Raw genomic sequence first — 17344 nt, 5'->3', positions numbered from 1 at the left:
TGTTCAAGCTTCAGTCAGGCTTGTCAACGCGCGGACGCGGCAGGTCTCCGCCTGCCAACGGTTTATTTTCCGGCCAAGGACCGGTATGCGGACAGTAACCTCCACGGGAAGGGGATCACGCTTTCTTGCGGAAACGCAGAAGGTGTGAATTCCAAGCCCACCCTATTTCAGACAATTGGATTGTGGCCCCTTTACGAGCGCTTCAGAACTTCATTCCAATTTTAGTTTTGTAACCTAGGTTGTCTTAATGCCGGCGCATGAAGAGCAGATGTCAGGAGGGACCGCGCCAGGGCGCGTGCTTCCGCGCGCCCTGCTTTTGGCCATGATGTGCGGGACCGCGCTGATCGCCGAATCAAGATCCGTGGCCGCGTTCGAGCTTTTCGGCATCAAGCTGTGGGGATCGTCCAGCGACGAGGACGCGGACATTGTCGATCCGCTGCGCTACGCGGTGACCATCTCCGCGCCCGACGCCGACAAGGACCTCGTCAAGAAGCTCGAAAACGCCTCGGCGCTGAAAGGCGACGAGGACCGGCCCGTTTCGGGTTCGCTCGGGCTGATGGCCAAGGCGCGCGGCGACCGCGAACAGCTGGTCGCCGCACTTTATGCCGATGCCCGCTATGAAGGCGTCGTCACCATCACCATCGACGGCAAGCCGCTCGACGAACTGCCTCCGGACGCCGAGTTCAAGGGGCCGCAGCCTATCCCTGTGGCGATCAATATCGCCACAGGCCCCAAATTCACCCTTGGCGACATCCGGCTGGAGGGCGACGCGGCGGGGCTGATGAGCGCCGATTATGGGCTGATATCCGGCGGCGACGCCGGATCGGGCGCGGTGCTCAAGGCCGAGGCGCTGATCGTGCGGACGCTGAAGGAGCAGGGCAGGCCGCTGGCCAAGGTGACCGACCGGCATATCGTCGCCGACCATGCCACATCGACGCTCGATGTGACGCTGACGGTCGCAGCCGGGCCGGTCGCCGGCTATGGCGCGACCACCGTGGAAGGCACCGAGAAGGTCGACAGGGACTTCACCGAATACATGACCGGGCTGAAGCGCGGCAGGCAATACTCGCCACAGGAGATCAGCGACGCGCGCGACAGGCTGCTGGCGCTCGAGGTCTTCAACAGCGTGACGTTCAAGGAAGCCGACAAGCTCGACGCCGACGGCAACATTCCGATCGGCGTCCAGGTCAGCGAGCGCAAGCCGCGCTTTTTCGGCCTTGGCGGCACCTTCTCGAACACCGAGGGGCTTGGCCTCGAGGGCTACTGGGGGCACCGCAACCTGTTTGGCCGCGCGGAAAAGCTGCGCATCGACGGCGCCATCAGCGGCATCGGCAGCAACAATCTGTCCGAACTGAACTACAATGCCGGCATCATGTTCGAGAAACCCGGCGTGATCGGACCGGCGTCGAAGTTCTTCGCCAGCGTCAAGACCGTGCTCGAGCATCCGGATGCGTACGACCATTTCTCGGTCAAGGGCAGCACCGGCCTGTCCTACGAACTCGACAAGAAGCAGACCGTGTCGGCCGAGGTAGCGCTCGATTATTCGCGCATCCATGACGCCTTCGGCAAGCACACCTACCTGATCGCCAGCATTCCGCTGCAATATGTCTATGACAACAGGGACAGCAGGTTGAACCCGACCAGGGGCTTCAGGGTGCTCGCCTATGCCGAGCCGAGTTACGACATACTGAGTGGTGCCGCCTTCCTCAAGCTGAAGGGCGAGGGATCGGCCTATCAGTCGCTGGATACCGCGTCGAAATTCGTGCTGGCTGAGCGTGTCGCCATCGGCTCGATCGTCGGTACCGGGCTGCAGAACGTCCCGGCCGACCGGCGCTTCTATTCGGGCGGCGGCGGCTCGGTGCGCGGCTATGCCTATCAGGGCATCGGCCCAAAGGATTTCACCGGCCAGCCGATCGGCGGCCTGTCCTTCTTCGAGACCTCTGTGGAGATGCGCATCGCCGTCACCGACACGATCGGCATCGTGCCCTTCGTCGATGCCGGCACGGTATCGACCAAGTCGGTTCCCAACTTCTCCGACGTCAAGGTTGGCGCCGGTGTCGGCCTGCGCTATGTCACGCCGTTCGGGCCGCTGCGCATCGACGCGGCCGTGCCGCTCAACCGTGATCCCGGCGACCCGCATTTCGGCATCTACGCCGGCATTGGCCAGGCCTTCTGATGATGAAAACGGTCTGGCGCATCCTTCGCATTGTCCTCTACACGCTGCTGATCATGGTCGCGGGCGCGATCGGCGCGCTCGTCGTGCTGACCAAGACCGAGCGTGGGCGCGACAATCTCGCCGGCATCATCTCGCGGCTCGCCTCGAGCGACGATCGCAAGGTCACCGTCAGCGGCATCGACGGCATCTGGTCGGGTAATCTCAGCGTCGACCATGTCGTGCTTGAGGATCGCGATGGCGCCTGGCTGGTGGCGCGCAAGGTGGCCGTCGACTGGTCGCCGACGGCGCTGCTGTCGAAAAGCTTCAGCGCCGACCGGATCGCCGCCGGGCGCATCGAACTGGCGCGCCTGCCGGTGGCCGGTTCGCAGCCGCCGGCGCAGGGCGGCACGACGACTATGCCTGTCTCCATCGACATCAAGCAGATCGACCTGCCGGAAATCGCGCTCGGCGAGCAACTGGCCGGCAGCGGTATCGCCGAGCTCGCAGCCAAGGGAATGCTCAAGGCCGATGCCGCGCCACTGGCGGTCCAGACTGTGCTCAACGTCACCCGTCACGACGGCAAACAGGGCAATGTCGATGCCAAGATCCATTTCGCACCCGCCGACAACAAGCTGGACCTCGACCTCAAGGCGTCGGAGCCGGCCGGCGGCATCATTGCCAACCTGCTCAAGCTGCCGGATGCGCCGCCGGTCGACATCGTCGTTTCGGGCAGCGGACCGCTTGCCAACTGGAGCGGTGTCGGCACCTTCCTCGTCGACCATCGGATCGTCACCCAACTTACCGGCCGCCACCAGCTCACCGACAAGGGCAATCATGTCGAGGCCAAGGGCGACGGCGATTTTGCGCGCTTCCTGCCGGAAAACCTGAAGCCGCTGTTTGCCGGCAAGACTAGCTTCGATGTCGCGGGCACCGCCACATCGGCGGGCGGCATCAGCATCGACCGGGCCAGCATCGAGAGCGATGCGGTACATGGCACCGCCGCCGGCATTGCCGATCCTGCCGGTGCCAGCGATCTCTCGGTCGAACTCGCCGCCAAGGGCCCGCCCGTGGTGATCAGCGTCGGCAGCAAGGCGCAGCCGATCACGCTCGCGATCAAGAACGCCACCGCACGCGCCTTCGGCGACGGCAAGGCGCCGATCGTCGACATCGGCGCCTCGTTCGTTTCGATCGTCGTCGGCGGCACGCGGCTGGATGATCTGGCGGCGCAAATCCATTCCGATGGTTTCGATATCCAGAATCGCGCCGGCCCGGTTGCCGTCAAGCTGGAGGCGGGCGGCCTGAAAACCGACGTCGCGACACTGGCGCCGCTGATCACCGGCAAGGTCGACGTCGATCTGGCCGGCTCAATCAGCAAGGACGCCATTATTGCCATCGATCAGGGTACGCTGCGCTCCGATGCGCTCAATGCGTCGCTGACGGCGACGGTGGCGCTGGCCGACATGTCGATGCAGCTCAAAATGAATGCCGATGCGGTGGCGACCGCGTTCCCGCAGCAGATCGCCTCGGTGCTCGGCGGGCGGGTGAAATTCTCTGCCGCTGCATCGCGCGATCCGCAGGGATCTTTCGCTGCGAACTCGATCGAACTCACTTCCGGATCGCTCAGCGCCAGCGGTACGGCCAGCATGCAAGGCACGGACATCCAGGCCGACATCAAGGGCAAATTGGGCGACGTTTCGGTGTTGTCGCCGACGGTCGGTGTGCCGGTTGCCGGCGGGGTCGATTTCGCGTTGTCGGCAACCGGCGCGATCACCGCTCCGGATTTCACCGTTAGCGCCGACAGCGACAGCCTGACCGCTTCGGGCCGCACGGTGAAGGCCATCAAGCTGACCGCGAGCGGCAAGGCCGACATAACGAACCCTTCCGCCAACGTCTCGCTGACCGGCGCCGTCAACGACCAGCCGCTCGACATCAAGGCGGCCCTGGTGACCAGCGAGGGCAAGCGCTCGATCAACGGCTTCCTGGTCTCGCTGGGCGATAACAAGGTCTCGGGCGACCTGGCGCTCGACGACAAGTTCATGCCCCTGGGCACGCTGACGCTCGCCGCACCGGCAATCGACCAGTTGGCCGCGCTCGCCGGCCAGGCGGTGACCGGCGACATCAACGGCACCATCCTCTTTGCCAAGGACGGCGACGCACCCTCCATTGCCATAGATGCCAAGAGCACATCGGTCGCGCGTGGCGAGGTGACTGCCAAGGCGATCGCCATCAAAGCGCTGATCGCCAATTATCTCAAGGCGCCGGCGATGTCGGGCACCATCAAGGCCGATGCGGTCACTTCGGGAAGCACCGAAATCGGCGCCATCGGCGTCGACCTCAAGCGCGACGGCGACTGGACCAATTTCACTGGCGGCGCCACGATCGCGGGCATTCCGGCGACCGCTGCCGGCCGGGTTAAGATCGCCGAGGGCACCACCAGCGTCGAGATTGCTTCGGGCGAAGCCACCGTTCGCGGCATCAAGGCGGCGATTGCCGAGCCGTCGGCCCTGTCCATCGCCAACGGCACGGCCAATATCGACAGGCTGGCGCTCGACGTTGGCGGCGGCCGGGTGGCGCTGTCGGGCAGCGCCGGCGAGACGCTCGATCTGGCGGCGAAGGTCTCCGCTTTGCCTGCCGCCCTTGCCAATGCGTTTTCGCCTGGCCTGGATGCCGCGGGAACGCTTGACGGTATCGCTGAAGTGAGCGGAGCGCCGGCCGCTCCCGACATCCGGTTCAACGCGAAGCTGGCCGGCGCCGAGACCAGCCAGACCCGACAGGCGGGGCTCGGACCACTCGCCGTCGATGCGGCCGGCAGCTACACGATTGCCGGCGGCGTTGTCCTCGACCATGCCACCCTCTCCGGCGACAAGGTCTCCGGCCAGGCCACCGGAACCATCAACCCGAACGGGGCCAGCGATTTCGCGATCGATCTGACCTCGTCCGGCCCCAGCCTGCCGCTGACGGTCGGAAGCACCGAGAGCCCGGTCAAGATCGAGGTCCGGTCAGTGTCGGCCAAAATCGCGGGCGAAAGCACGCATGCCCGGCTGGACCTTTCCGCGATCCTGCCCTCGGTCGTCACCAGCCCGGCAAAGGTGGACGGACTTACCCTGACCCTGCACTCGGATGCGTTCGATCTCAGGAATCGCGCCGGGCCGGTTTCCGGAACGGTGTCGGTCGACAAGGTTGGGCTCGACAATCCGACGATCGCGCCGCTCATCGCGGGCAAGGTAACGGCCGCGCTCAACGCCCGGCTGAGCGCCGACGCAGTCGCCATCGACAGCGGTACGCTGAAAAGCGATGCGCTCAGCAGCCAGGTCGCCGGCCAGGTATCGCTGCGTGACGGTGCCATCGACCTCAACCTGAAGGCGGATGCGCCATCGTCTGCGTTGCCGGCGGCGGCACGCGGCATGCTTGGCGACCGCGCCCAGATAAGCGCCACTCTGAAGCGCGAGCCCAGCGGCAATCTCAACATAGGTGGATTGAAGCTCACTTCGGGCCCGCTGAGCGCCGACGGGCAGGCAAGCCTTGCCGACAACAAGGTGACCGCCGACATCAGGGGTGCGCTGAGCGACATCTCGCGATTGTCGAAGGATGCCACGGGCGCCATCGCTTTCGCGCTGAGCGCGCAAGGGTTGGCCATGGCGCCCGACCTGTCGCTTACCATCAACAGCGACAAGCTCTCGGTTGCATCTCGCGAGATAACCGGATTGAAGCTCACCGCCACCGGCAAGGCGGACGCCGCCAATCCGGCGGCCAATGTCCAGCTTACCGGCAATGTCGCCGGCCAGGCGCTGCAGGGGAGTGCCGTGCTGGCAACGGCGAACGGCAAGAGCGCCATCAATGGCCTGCTCCTGTCGCTGGGCAAGAACAGGATTTCAGGCGATCTGGCACTGGACGACAAGTTCGTGCCCGAAGGCACCATCTCGCTCGACCTGCCCGATATCGGGCCGCTCGCCGCGCTGGCGCTGGAAAAGGCGGAAGGCGACGTGCGCGGCACGATCGCCTTCTCGAAGACCGGGGCGGCACCTCAGGTCGCCATCAAGGCGGCTACCGCCTCGATCACGCGCGGCGACCTCCAGGCGAAGGCCGTTTCCATAGATGCGCTGATCGCCAACTATCTCGCGGCTCCGGTCATCTCGGGCAAGATCCGCGCCGATACCGTCACATCGGGCGGCACCGTGATCCGCGGCATCGATGTCGATTTGAAACGCGACGGCGACTGGACCGGCTTCTCCGGCGGCGCCACGGTGAAGGGCATTCCAGCCAGGGCAGCCGGACGCGTGAAGGTAGCCGGTGGCACCACCACCATCGAGCTTGCGTCAGGGCAGGCGACCGTCCAGGGCATCAAGGCAGCCATCGCCCAGGCCTCGACCGTCAGCATCGCCAATGGCACGACGACGCTGGACAGGCTGGTGCTCAATCTTGGCGGCGGCACCGCGACGGTAACCGGCAAGGTCAGGCAGGCGCTCGACATCAATGCAGTGCTGGCGCGCGTGCCGATGTCGCTCGCCAACAGTTTCTCACCCGGGCTCGATGCAGCGGGTTCCATCTCCGGCTCGGTAAAGGTGACGGGCGCACCGGCGAGCCCCGCCATTGCCTTCAACATCGACGCGGCCGGGGTGCAGACGTCGCAGACCCGTAGCGCCGGCGTCGGTGCGGTGAGTGTTGCCTCGTCGGGTACCTTTGCCGGCAACAAGCTGACCTTCGACGCCAATGTCAGCGACGGCGCCGGGCTTGGCCTCAAGGGCGGCGGCACGGTGACGACGGTGGGCACTCCGGCGCTGGTGCTCGACTTCAATGGCGCCGTGCCGTTCGGCCTTCTCAGTGAGAAACTTGCCGCGCAGGGCTTGTCGCTGACCGGCAACGCCAACGTGAATGTCCAGGTGCGCGGTCCAGCGACATCTCCGGTGATCGGCGGCAGCGTCAAAACCTCCGGCGCGCGGCTGGTCGACGCACGCTCGGGCCTTGCAGTCAACGATATCGCGGCCGATGTCTCGATAGGCAACGGCGTCGCCACGATCAATCGGTTGACCGGAACCCTGTCGACGCGCGGCAGCCTGTCGGCCAGCGGTACCGTCGGTATCAATCCGGCGCAAGGCTTCCCAGCCGACCTGTCGATCAAGCTCACCGATGGCCGCTACACGGATGGACGCGTGGTGACCGCCAACCTTGGCGGCGACCTGACGATCAAAGGGCCGCTGACTTCGGCGCTGGCGATTGCCGGCACCGTCAACCTGGCCAAGACCGTCATCACGGTTCCGGACAAATTGCCCGGCTCGCTCTCGGCGCTTGACGTCAAGCACAAGAATGCGCCGGGTCCGGTCAAGGCACAGGACAAGGCGCTGCGCCCGGCGACGACCAGCGGCAAGAGCGGCGGCAGCGGCCTTGCGCTCGACGTCACGGTCAATGCGCCGAACCAGATCTTCATCCAGGGCAGGGGTGTCGACGCCGAACTCGGCGGCTCGCTCAGGTTGACCGGCCCGGCCTCGTCGCCGCAAGCCGTCGGCACCTTCACCTTGCAGCGCGGCCGGCTGTCGATCCTTGGCAAGCGGCTGACCTTCACCGAAGGCACGGTCGGGTTCTCCGGCTCGCTGGTGCCTTACCTCAATCTGACGGCGACGACGACCACGACCGGCGCGACCGTCACCATCGTGGTGTCGGGCGAGGCGACCAATCCGAAATTCACCTTCAGTTCGGTGCCGGCGCTGCCGGAGGATGAAGTGCTGGCGCAACTGATCTTCGGGCGGTCGATGTCGAACCTGTCGCCGTTGCAGATCGCGCAGCTGGCAGAAGCGGCCGGGCAACTGGCCGGGGTCGGCGGCTCGACGTCGCTGCTGGAGAATCTGCGCAGCGCCATCGGCGTCGACGATCTCGATGTCACCACCGACGACAAGGGCGGCACGGCGGTTTCGGCCGGCAAATATCTCAACGACCGTACCTATGTGACCATCCAGAAGGGCGACAAGCCGGGTTCCGGCAAGGCGACCATCGACCTCAATGTCGGGCGCGGCGTCAAATTGCGCGGCGAGGCGACGGACGCCGGTGAAGCCAAGGGCGGCATCTTCTACGAGAAGGAATATTGACGGCCTGGCCCCTGCCTTGGCCTCGACTGGCGCTGTCGTAACCGGTGCAAATGTCTCAATTTAATCGCCCGAAGAGATTTTGGCGAAATCTGGGCGCACTAGCAATTTTGCGCCAAGACTGTCGCTATCACGCGAACTGCCCCCCGTTCAAAGTTGCACATTCGCTCACATGTTCCCAATCCATGCCGTCTTTGACATCATGGCCCGGATGCGGAATGTTAATCGGCGGAAAGCCAACAATGGGAGTTAGTCATGACAATTTATAAGAGCAACGGCGACAGCGTTCCGGATCATATCCTGGCCATGGCCGAAGAAGCCAAGGCAGGTAAGGTTGATCGCCGCGAATTCCTGGCCATGGCAAGCGTCTTCGGCGCCTCGACGGCGATGGCTTATGGCCTTCTCGGTCTCGCCGATCCGACGCCGGCAAGGGCAGAAGAGGTAAAAGGCAAGAAAGGCGGCACGCTGAAGGTCGCGCAGTGGATCAAGGATCCCAAGGATCCTCGCAAGGCCGACTGGTCGGAAATTGCCAATGCCGAGCGCCAGGCGCTCGAGCCGCTGGTCAAGTATACGAGCGAATATACGTTCCGCCCTTATCTGCTGGAAAGCTGGGACGTGAACGACGACGCCACCCAGTATACGCTGCATGTGCGCAAGGGTGTGACCTGGTCCAACGGCGACCCCTTCACGGCCTCTGACGTCGTCTTCAACCTGAAGCGCTGGGCCGACAAGAAGGCCGAAGGCAATTCGATGCCCGGCCGTCTCGGCTCGCTGGTCAAGGATGACAAGCTCGACGAAAGCGCCGTGACCATGCCGGACGACCACACGGTCGTGCTCAAGCTCGGCAAGCCTGACATCGCGCTCATCCCCAACATGTGCGACTATCCCGGCCTGATCGTCCACAAGACTTTCGACGAGAAGGGCGGCGACTTCAAGAACTGCCCGATCGGCACCGGTCCATTTGAGCTCGTCTCCTACGACGTCGGCCAGAAAGTCGTCTACAAGCGCCGCGAAGACAACAAGTGGTGGGACGGCGAAGTGTTCCTAGACGGCATCGAATTCATCGACTACGGCACCGATCCGGCGGCCATGGTCAGCGCTTTCGAGGCTGGAGAAGTGCACACCAATTTCGAAACGTCGGCCGACTATGTGTCGATCCTCGACAAGATGGACCTGGTCAAGTCGGAGATCGTCACGGCTTCGACCATCGTCTGCCGCACCAACGTCAACAACAAGCCCTATGGCGACCAGAAGGTGCGCAATGCGTTGCAGCTCGCGGTCGACAACAATGTCGTCCTGCAGCTCGGCTATGGCAATGCCGGCTCGGTCGCCGAAAACCACCATGTCTGCTCGATCCATCCGGAATATTACGAACTGCCTAAGGTTGCCCGTGATCCGGCCAAGGCGAAGGCGCTGATGGCGGAAGCCGGCCAAGCCGACTTCGAACACGAGCTGATCACCGTCGACGAAGACTGGCACAAGAACACCGGCGACGCGATCGCCGCCCAGCTGCGGGAGGCCGGGATCAAGGTGAAGCGCACGGTGCTGCCGGGCTCGACGTTCTGGAACGACTGGACGAAGTATCCGCTGTCAATGACCAACTGGAACATGCGTCCGCTCGGCGTCCAGGTTCTGGCCATCGCCTATCGCACCGGCGAGGCCTGGAACGAGGCTGGCTGGTCGAACCCCGACTGGGATGCCAAGCTCAATGCGGCACTCGCCGTTGCCGACGCTGCCAAGCGCAAGGAAATGATGAAGGACATCGAGGAGATCCTGCAGGCTTCCGGCATCATCATCCAGCCCTACTGGCGCAAGCTCTACAGCCACTCGGTCAAGGCGGTGCAAAACTACAAGATGCATCCGACCTTCGAGCGCGACTACGGCAAGGTCTGGCTCGATCAGGCCTGATCGATCGGGCCGGGGAAAGGGGCATTGCCCCTTTCCCTCCCTCTCTGCGTCGCCATTGCAGGTTCGTCCGCAAAAAATACGGACTCACCCGGGAAGGCCATGCAATAAAAACAGGGTTGATCGCATTCGAGGGCCTATTTGACGGCCAGTCCGCCGGTGACGGCAGGCGAGGCTTTGAAGCCGGCTCAAAACCCAACCCCATCGGCAGGGGGCCGCCATGCTTTCTTTCATTCTCAGGCGTCTCGGCACCATGGCATTGACGATGCTGTGCCTGACGATGATCGTCTTCTTCCTGATCAACCTCGAACCCAACCTGAAGAAGCTGGCGATCAGCCAGACGGAAATGCACACTTCGGCCGAACAGCTGGAGGACTGGCTGATCAACCATGGCTACCGGCAGAATTTCTTCGTCCGCTACGGACAGTGGCTGGGCCTGCTGCCCAAGCAGCCGGTGACCGACCCGGCGACCGGCAAGCCGACGCAGCGCTTCACTTTCTGCAACGATCCGGCCGTACCAACTTTCTCCGGCGTCCTCGAAGGGGATTTCGGTTGCTCGACCAAGTTCAAGACGACCGTCGCCTCCAAGCTGTTCCCGGCACTTGGCGCGACCGGGATCCTGATGTTCTGTGTGTTGGCGGTGATGGTGCCGGTATCGCTCTTGATCGGCATCCTGGCCGGCATGCGCGAGGGGTCGCGAACCGACCGCGTGCTTTCGGTGGCCTCGATCGCCTCGACGGCGACGCCGGAATATGTGTCGGGGGTCATCTTCACCGTCATCTTCGCCTCATGGCTCGGCTGGTTGAACGGCTCGGCCGCGTCGGCCAGCCAGGGCATCACCTTCTACAATTTCACCCTGCCGGTGATGACGCTGGCGATCTACGGCATCGGCTACATCGCCCGCATGACTCGTGCCTCAATGGTCGAGGTGATGACGCAGCAATATATCCGCACCGCCCGGTTGAAGGGTATTTCCTTCGGCGGCGTGGTGGTGAAACATGCGCTGCGCAACGCGCTGATCGCACCATTCACCGTCATCATGCTGCAATTTCCCTGGCTGCTCACCGGCGTCGTCATCGTCGAGGTGATGTTCCGCTACCAGGGCTTCGGCTATACGCTGGTCGAGGCCGCCGGCAACAACGACATCGATCTTCTGCTGGGCTGTTCGCTGGTCTCGGTGTTCATCGTCTTGATCACGCAGCTCATTTCCGACGTCGGCTACGCATTCCTCAATCCGCGCATCCGGGTTCAGTAGGGAGAAGGCGCATGCAAGCTCAATATATCGGCGCCTCCACCATCATCCTCGAAGTGCTGTGGCGCTTCTGGCCGGTCTGGGTCGCGCTTTTCATCGTCATGGGAGCGAGCTTCCTCTACAGGAAGAAGCTGGCGCTCTATGGCCAGCTGTTCGACAGCGGCGTCGGCATCGTCGGCGTCGGCATCTGCCTGTTCTGGCTGTTCACGGCGATCTTCGCCTCGACCATCTCGCCCTTCGATCCGCTTGGCCAGATCCCGATCATGAAGGACACGCTGCCCGGCGCCATCGAACCGCAATCGGGGCTTGTCTATCTCTTCGGCGGCGACAAGCTGGCACGCGACGTGTTTTCGCGTATGGTCTATGGCAGCCAGATCGTGCTGATCATTGCGCCGGCGGCGACCGGCTTCGCGCTGATGGTCGGTATCACGCTTGGCCTGCCTGCCGGCTATTACGGCGGCAAGATCGACACGGTATTGTCGTTCCTGGCCAACCTCGTGCTGGCCTTCCCGGTGATCCTGCTGTTCTACCTGCTGGTGACGCCGGGCATCATGGACACGCCGATCCCCTATGCCATGGCCGGCGTGTTCTTCCTGTTTCCGATCATCTTCTTCAGCGTGTTGTTCTGGACACGCTACAAGAACCGGCCGGACCGGCTGTACATCCTGCTCGGCATCACCCTCATCGTCGGCGGCTGGATCTATCTTGGCCTCGTGTTCGACAAGGACCCGCTGCACATCGTCCACATCGATCCCAACCAGCTCAACATCTTCGTGGCGGTGGTGTTCGCCTCCAGCCCGGGCGTGTTCCGCATCGTGCGCGGCCTGGTGATGGATATCAAGACGCGCGACTATGTGGCCGCGGCGCAGACGCGCGGTGAATCGCCCTGGTACATCATGCTGTGGGAGATCCTGCCCAATGCACGCGGACCGCTGATCGTCGATGCCTGCCTGCGGATCGGCTACACCACCATCCTGCTCGGCACGCTGGGCTATTTCGGCCTCGGCCTGGCACCGGAAAGCCCCGACTGGGGCACGGCGATCAAGGATGCCAGCCGGCTGCTGCGCTCCTTCATCCATCCGGCGCTGCCGCCGACGATCGCGCTGATGTCGTTCGTGCTGGGGCTCAACCTGTTGGCCGACTCGCTGCGTGAACAATCGATGAAAGACTGATTGACGGGCCTTGACCCGCGTCTGGTACAATTTGGATTGGAGCGACCCATGAACGAGGCAGTTCGAAATCCCGCCAAGCCGACCAGTGGGCCGATCATCGAGATCGAGAACCTGTCGATCTCCTTTTTCACCCGCAAGGGCGAGATACCGGCGGTGATGGATTTTTCCTGCACGGTCATGCCGGGCGAGGCGATGGGCATCGTCGGGGAATCCGGCTGCGGCAAGTCGACCGTGTCGCTCGGCATCATGCGCGACCTGTCCAACATCGGGAAGATCGTCGGCGGCAGGATCAAGTTCCAGGGCAAGGACATGGGCGAGCTCTCCGACGAGGAGCTGCGCGCCATCCGCGGCAACAAGATCGCCATGATCTACCAGGAGCCGATGGCCAGCCTCAATCCGGCGATGAAGGTCGGCCAGCAGTTGATGGAAGTGCCGCTGATCCACGACAAGGTGTCGAAGGAAGAGGCCTACAAACGCTCCCTCGAAATGGTGAGCGCGGTCAAGCTGCCCGATCCCGAGCGCATGATGCGCTCCTATCCGCACCAGCTCTCCGGCGGCCAGCAGCAGCGCATCGTCATTGCGATGGCGCTGCTGTCGAAGCCGGCGCTGCTTCTGCTCGACGAGCCGACGACGGCGCTCGATGTGACGGTGGAAGCGGGCATCGTCGAACTGGTCAAGGGGCTGGGCGAGAAGTTCGGCACGTCGATGATCTTCGTGTCGCACAATCTCGGCCTTATCCTCGAGACCTGCGACCGCATCACCGTGATGTATTCGGGCGAGGCGGTGGAGACCGGGAAGATCAAGGACGTGTTCGACCGGATGCGCCATCCCTATACGCAAGGGCTGTTCCGCTCGATCCCGCTGCCGGGCGCCGACAAGAACTCGCGGCCGCTGATCTCGATCCCCGGCCAATTGCCGCTGCCGCACGAGCGGCCGAAGGGCTGCAATTTCGGTCCGCGCTGCCACCATTTCGTCGAGGGCGTCTGCAACGCCGCCGAAATCCCGATGGTCGAAGTCGCCGGACACGAGGGCCATTTCTCGCGCTGCGTACGCTTCAACGAGATCGACTGGGAAGCGCTGCCGCCCGGCGCCAAGAAGGTCAACGAAAAGGTCGTGCCCGGCGCGCCGGTGCTCAAGATCGAGGATCTCAGGAAATACTACAAGGTCGGCGGCAGCGAGGTGTTCGGCTCGAGCGAGGGCCGCGTCGTCAAGGCCAACGAGACGATATCGTTCATGGCGCGCGAATCCGAGACGGTCGCCATCGTCGGCGAATCCGGCTGCGGAAAATCGACGCTGGCCAAGGTGCTGCTCGGACTTGAGACGGCAAGTGCCGGCACCGTGACGCTGGGCAACAAGCAAATCCAGTCGACCGGCATCGAGAGCCGCAGCGTCGACACCGTGTCGTCGATCCAGATGGTGTTCCAGAATCCGTTCGATACGCTCAACCCCAGCCATTCGGTCGGGTCGCAGATCATCCGCACGCTGGAAAAATTCAATGTCGGAAAGACGGTCGCCGACCGGCGCAAGCGCATGCTGGAGCTGCTCGACCTGGTGAAGTTGCCGCGCGCCTTCGAGACCCGCAAGCCGCGCCAGCTTTCCGGCGGCCAGAAGCAGCGCATCGGCGTGGCGCGCGCCTTTGCCGGCGACGCCAAGGTTGTCGTGGCCGACGAGCCGGTTTCGGCCCTCGACGTTTCGGTGCAGGCGGCGGTGACCGAATTGCTGATGGACATCCAGCGCAAGAACAAGACGACGATGCTGTTCATCAGCCACGATCTGTCCGTCGTGCGCTACATCGCCGACCGCGTCGTCGTGATGTATCTCGGCTATATCGTCGAGCAGGGCACGACAGACCAGATCTTCGCGCCGCCCTATCATCCCTATACCGAGGCGCTGCTGTCGGCGATCCCGATTGCCGACACCAGCGTGGTGAAGAAGCACATCGTGCTGGAAGGCGACATCCCCTCGGCGATGAACCCGCCCACCGGCTGTCCGTTCCAGACCCGCTGCGGCTACAAGAAGCTGGTGCCCGACAATCTCTGCGAAACCAAGGTGCCGCCGGTGAAGAATCTCGGCGACGGCCATATGAGCCTGTGCTGGCTTTCCGACGACGTGCTCAAGACCATGGAGCCGGTCATCAAGTTCGACAAGGAACATGCCGCGCATGAGGGCGTGCCGGACGATGCGCACGGCACCGGACCGGGCTTGGCGGGGACAGCGCCCAACCGGCCGCGTGGCAAAAAGGGCAGCGCGGAAGCCGACCAGATCGGGGACGCCGCGGAGCAGGGCGAGGCGGGCATGCGAGCCCGTCGCCACGAAGTGCGCGACGAGGTTTCGGAGACCGGTGTTTCGAAGCCGAAAGACACGACGCGGCGGCACTAACCTGAAGCAGGTATCAGGAGCCGCATTGCCGTAGCTGCGCGTCATAGTCGCGGGCCATCTTGTCGGTGGCCCGGGCGTAACCCTGCACGCCGGCGTCGCCACGGTTGCGGCGGCCATAGGCGCTCCAGCCGAGATAGTAGGCGAGGTAGAGGTTGTAGGTGTCGTTGCGCGCGACGCCGTAGCTGTCGGCTGTCTTGGAATGATACCAGCCGACGAAATCGACGGCATCGGCGAATTTCGTCCGCCGTGCCGCCCAGTTGCCGGTTTCGCGCTGATATTGCGACCAGGTTCCGTCCAGTGCCTGCGAGAAGCCGGTAGCCGAGGAGACGTGCTTCCAGGGGATGAAGCCAAGCAGCTTGGTGCGCGGCGGCCGGGCGTTGCTCTTGAAGCCGGATTCCTTGCGTACGGTGGCCATCAGCACCGGCACCGGCACGCCGTATTTCCGCGACGAGCGCTCGGCGGCCGACTGCCAATTGTCGAACCAGCCGTCATTCTGGTCGAAGACGGCGCAGACATTGTTGATGTGGCTGGGCGCGGTGGCGCAAGCCGAAAGCGCCAACAGCGCGCAAACCGCAACAATTTTACTAAAACTCGACCTACGCATGGGAGGAGCAATAGGCCGAAATCATAAAGGGAATCTTGCTGCGGCCGTTAACGCTTCGTCGGCACGAGCAGATGAGAAGACATCATATCAATATTCCGACGCACACGGTCGCCTTTTATAAACTGGTGTCGAGAAAATGCCGCCTTGGCTAAAATCACGCCGGCAAACGGCGTATTTCTGACAGACCGGCCGCACTGCCGAAGCTTTGATGCCGGCATGACCGAACCAAGACGCAAGCGCGGCGCCGAGCGCACCAGCAACAGGGGGCCAGCGCCCATCGCGCAGCTGCCGCCCAGACGGGTGACGAATCCCTATCCGCCGATGGCGCTGTTGTCGTCCGACCAGATCGAGGCGATCCATCAGGCGTCGATGCACATATTGGAGAATTTCGGCATCGAGGTGATGAGCCGGAGGGCGCTGTCGCTGTTCGAGAAGGCCGGAGCCACGGTCGACCATGCGACGGCGAATGTGCGCGTCGATCGCGGCATGGTCGAAGAGGCGCTGAAGACGACGCGGACCACTTACACGCTGACACCGCGCAATCCGGCCAAGTCGATCCACCTCGGCGGCAATACCATCAATTTCACCTTGGTCGCCGGGCCGCCGAACGTGCACGACATGGAGCGCGGCCGTCGTGCCGGCAACCTGCGCGACTATGCCGATCTCACCCGGCTGGCGCAGCATTTCAACTGTATCCACATGCTCGGCAATCAGGTCTGCGCGCCGGTCGAGCTGCCGGCCAACTCACGCCATCTCGACACCTACTTCACCAATCTGACGCTGACCGACAAGAGTTTTCATGTCTCGGCGATCGGCCGAGGCAGGGCGCTGGATGGCATCGAGATGATGGCGATTTCGCGCGGGCTGACGCTGGATCAGATGCGCGACGATCCCGGTATCGCCACCATCATCTCGGTCAACTCGCCGCGCCGTTTCGACGAGATGATGGCCGAGGGGCTGGTGACGATGGCCGAATACGGCCAGTCGGTGGCGGTGACGCCGTTCACGCTGATGGGGGCGATGAGCCCGGTGACGCTGGCCGGCGCCCTGGCGCAGCAGAATGCCGAGGCGCTGTTCGGCGTGGTACTAACACAGCTCGTACGTCCGGGCGCGCCCGTCATGTACGGCGCCTTCACCTCCAATGTCGACATGAAGTCGGGCGCGCCGGCCTTCGGCACGCCTGAAAACACGAAGGCCAACATCGCCTCGGGGCAATTGGCGCGGCGTTACGGCCTGCCATACCGGACGACGCCCGGCTCGGCTTCCAACGCCGCCGATGCGCAAGGCGCCTATGAGACGCTGATGGCGCTCTGGGGCGCGGTGCTCGGCCACGGCAATCTCGTCTACCACGCCGCCGGTTGGCAGGAGGGCGGGCTGACGGCATCGTTCGAGAAATTCATCATCGACGTCGAGATGATCCAGCACATGATGGAGTTTTTGCGTCCGATCGTGGTCGACGAGGCCGAGCTTGCCGTCGAGGCACTGGGTGCGGTGCCGACAGGCGGCCATTTCTTCGGCGAGCCGCACACGCTGGAGCGCTATGCGACCGCCTTCTACCAGCCGATGCTGTCCAACTGGCAGAATTTCGAGGCCTGGCAGGAGGCCGGCGGCCTCGACGCGACGGCGCGCGCGACGCGGCTGTGGAAGAAGGCGCTTGAAGACTATGTCGAGCCGGCGATGGACATCGCCGTGCGCGAAGAGCTCGAGGCCTATGTGGCCAGACGCAAGGAAGCGATCGGGCAGGGCGAGCCGTGATTTCAGCGTCCGCTCTTCCCGTCTCGATTCATCTCACCCATCCAA

Annotated in this window: 8 protein-coding genes; 7 read left to right on the top strand and 1 reads right to left on the bottom strand. The window is 63.7% G+C overall.

Features of this window, described 5'->3' with window-relative positions; translation table 11 throughout:
• The first annotated feature begins 247 nt into the window (after positions 1-247).
• From EN808_RS19830 to EN808_RS19805, 6 genes are all read left to right on the top strand, one after another.
• Positions 248-2176, top strand: a complete 1929-nt coding sequence (locus EN808_RS19830; protein ID WP_135916674.1) for an autotransporter assembly complex family protein — start codon at positions 248-250, stop codon at positions 2174-2176.
• A gap of 2 nt (positions 2177-2178) precedes the next feature.
• On the top strand, positions 2179-8235 hold the full coding sequence (locus EN808_RS19825; protein ID WP_135916800.1) for a translocation/assembly module TamB domain-containing protein: 6057 nt from the start codon (positions 2179-2181) through the stop codon (positions 8233-8235).
• Between the two features lie 252 nt (positions 8236-8487).
• Positions 8488-10140 (top strand): ABC transporter substrate-binding protein, encoded by a 1653-nt coding sequence (locus EN808_RS19820; RefSeq protein ID WP_127277964.1) that lies wholly within the window; start codon positions 8488-8490, stop codon positions 10138-10140.
• Between the two features lie 217 nt (positions 10141-10357).
• Positions 10358-11392 carry an ABC transporter permease gene (locus tag EN808_RS19815; protein WP_135916673.1) on the top strand — a complete coding sequence of 345 codons (1035 nt, stop codon included), beginning with the start codon at positions 10358-10360 and terminating at the stop codon, positions 11390-11392.
• Between the two features lie 11 nt (positions 11393-11403).
• Entirely contained in the window at positions 11404-12561 is a 1158-nt protein-coding gene (locus EN808_RS19810; RefSeq protein ID WP_127277962.1) for an ABC transporter permease, read from the top strand.
• Between the two features lie 48 nt (positions 12562-12609).
• Complete coding sequence (locus tag EN808_RS19805) at positions 12610-14940, top strand: ABC transporter ATP-binding protein (RefSeq protein ID WP_127873172.1); 2331 nt, start codon at positions 12610-12612, stop codon at positions 14938-14940.
• A 13-nt stretch (positions 14941-14953) separates the two neighbouring features.
• Here EN808_RS19805 and EN808_RS19800 read toward each other — a convergent pair whose 3' ends face one another.
• Entirely contained in the window at positions 14954-15544 is a 591-nt protein-coding gene (locus EN808_RS19800; RefSeq protein ID WP_135916672.1) for a transglycosylase SLT domain-containing protein, read from the bottom strand.
• Positions 15545-15760: 216 nt separating this feature from the next.
• On the opposite strand from EN808_RS19800, the gene EN808_RS19795 reads away from it, so the two are divergent.
• Positions 15761-17299 (top strand): trimethylamine methyltransferase family protein, encoded by a 1539-nt coding sequence (locus EN808_RS19795; RefSeq protein WP_127277959.1) that lies wholly within the window; start codon positions 15761-15763, stop codon positions 17297-17299.
• The last annotated feature ends 45 nt before the right edge of the window (positions 17300-17344 follow it).

The sequence above is a fragment of the Mesorhizobium sp. M8A.F.Ca.ET.165.01.1.1 genome (assembly GCF_004792065.1).
GTDB lineage: Bacteria > Pseudomonadota > Alphaproteobacteria > Rhizobiales > Rhizobiaceae > Mesorhizobium.
Note: the sequence above shows the minus strand (reverse complement) of the source record. Positions and strands in the feature narration are given on the sequence as shown.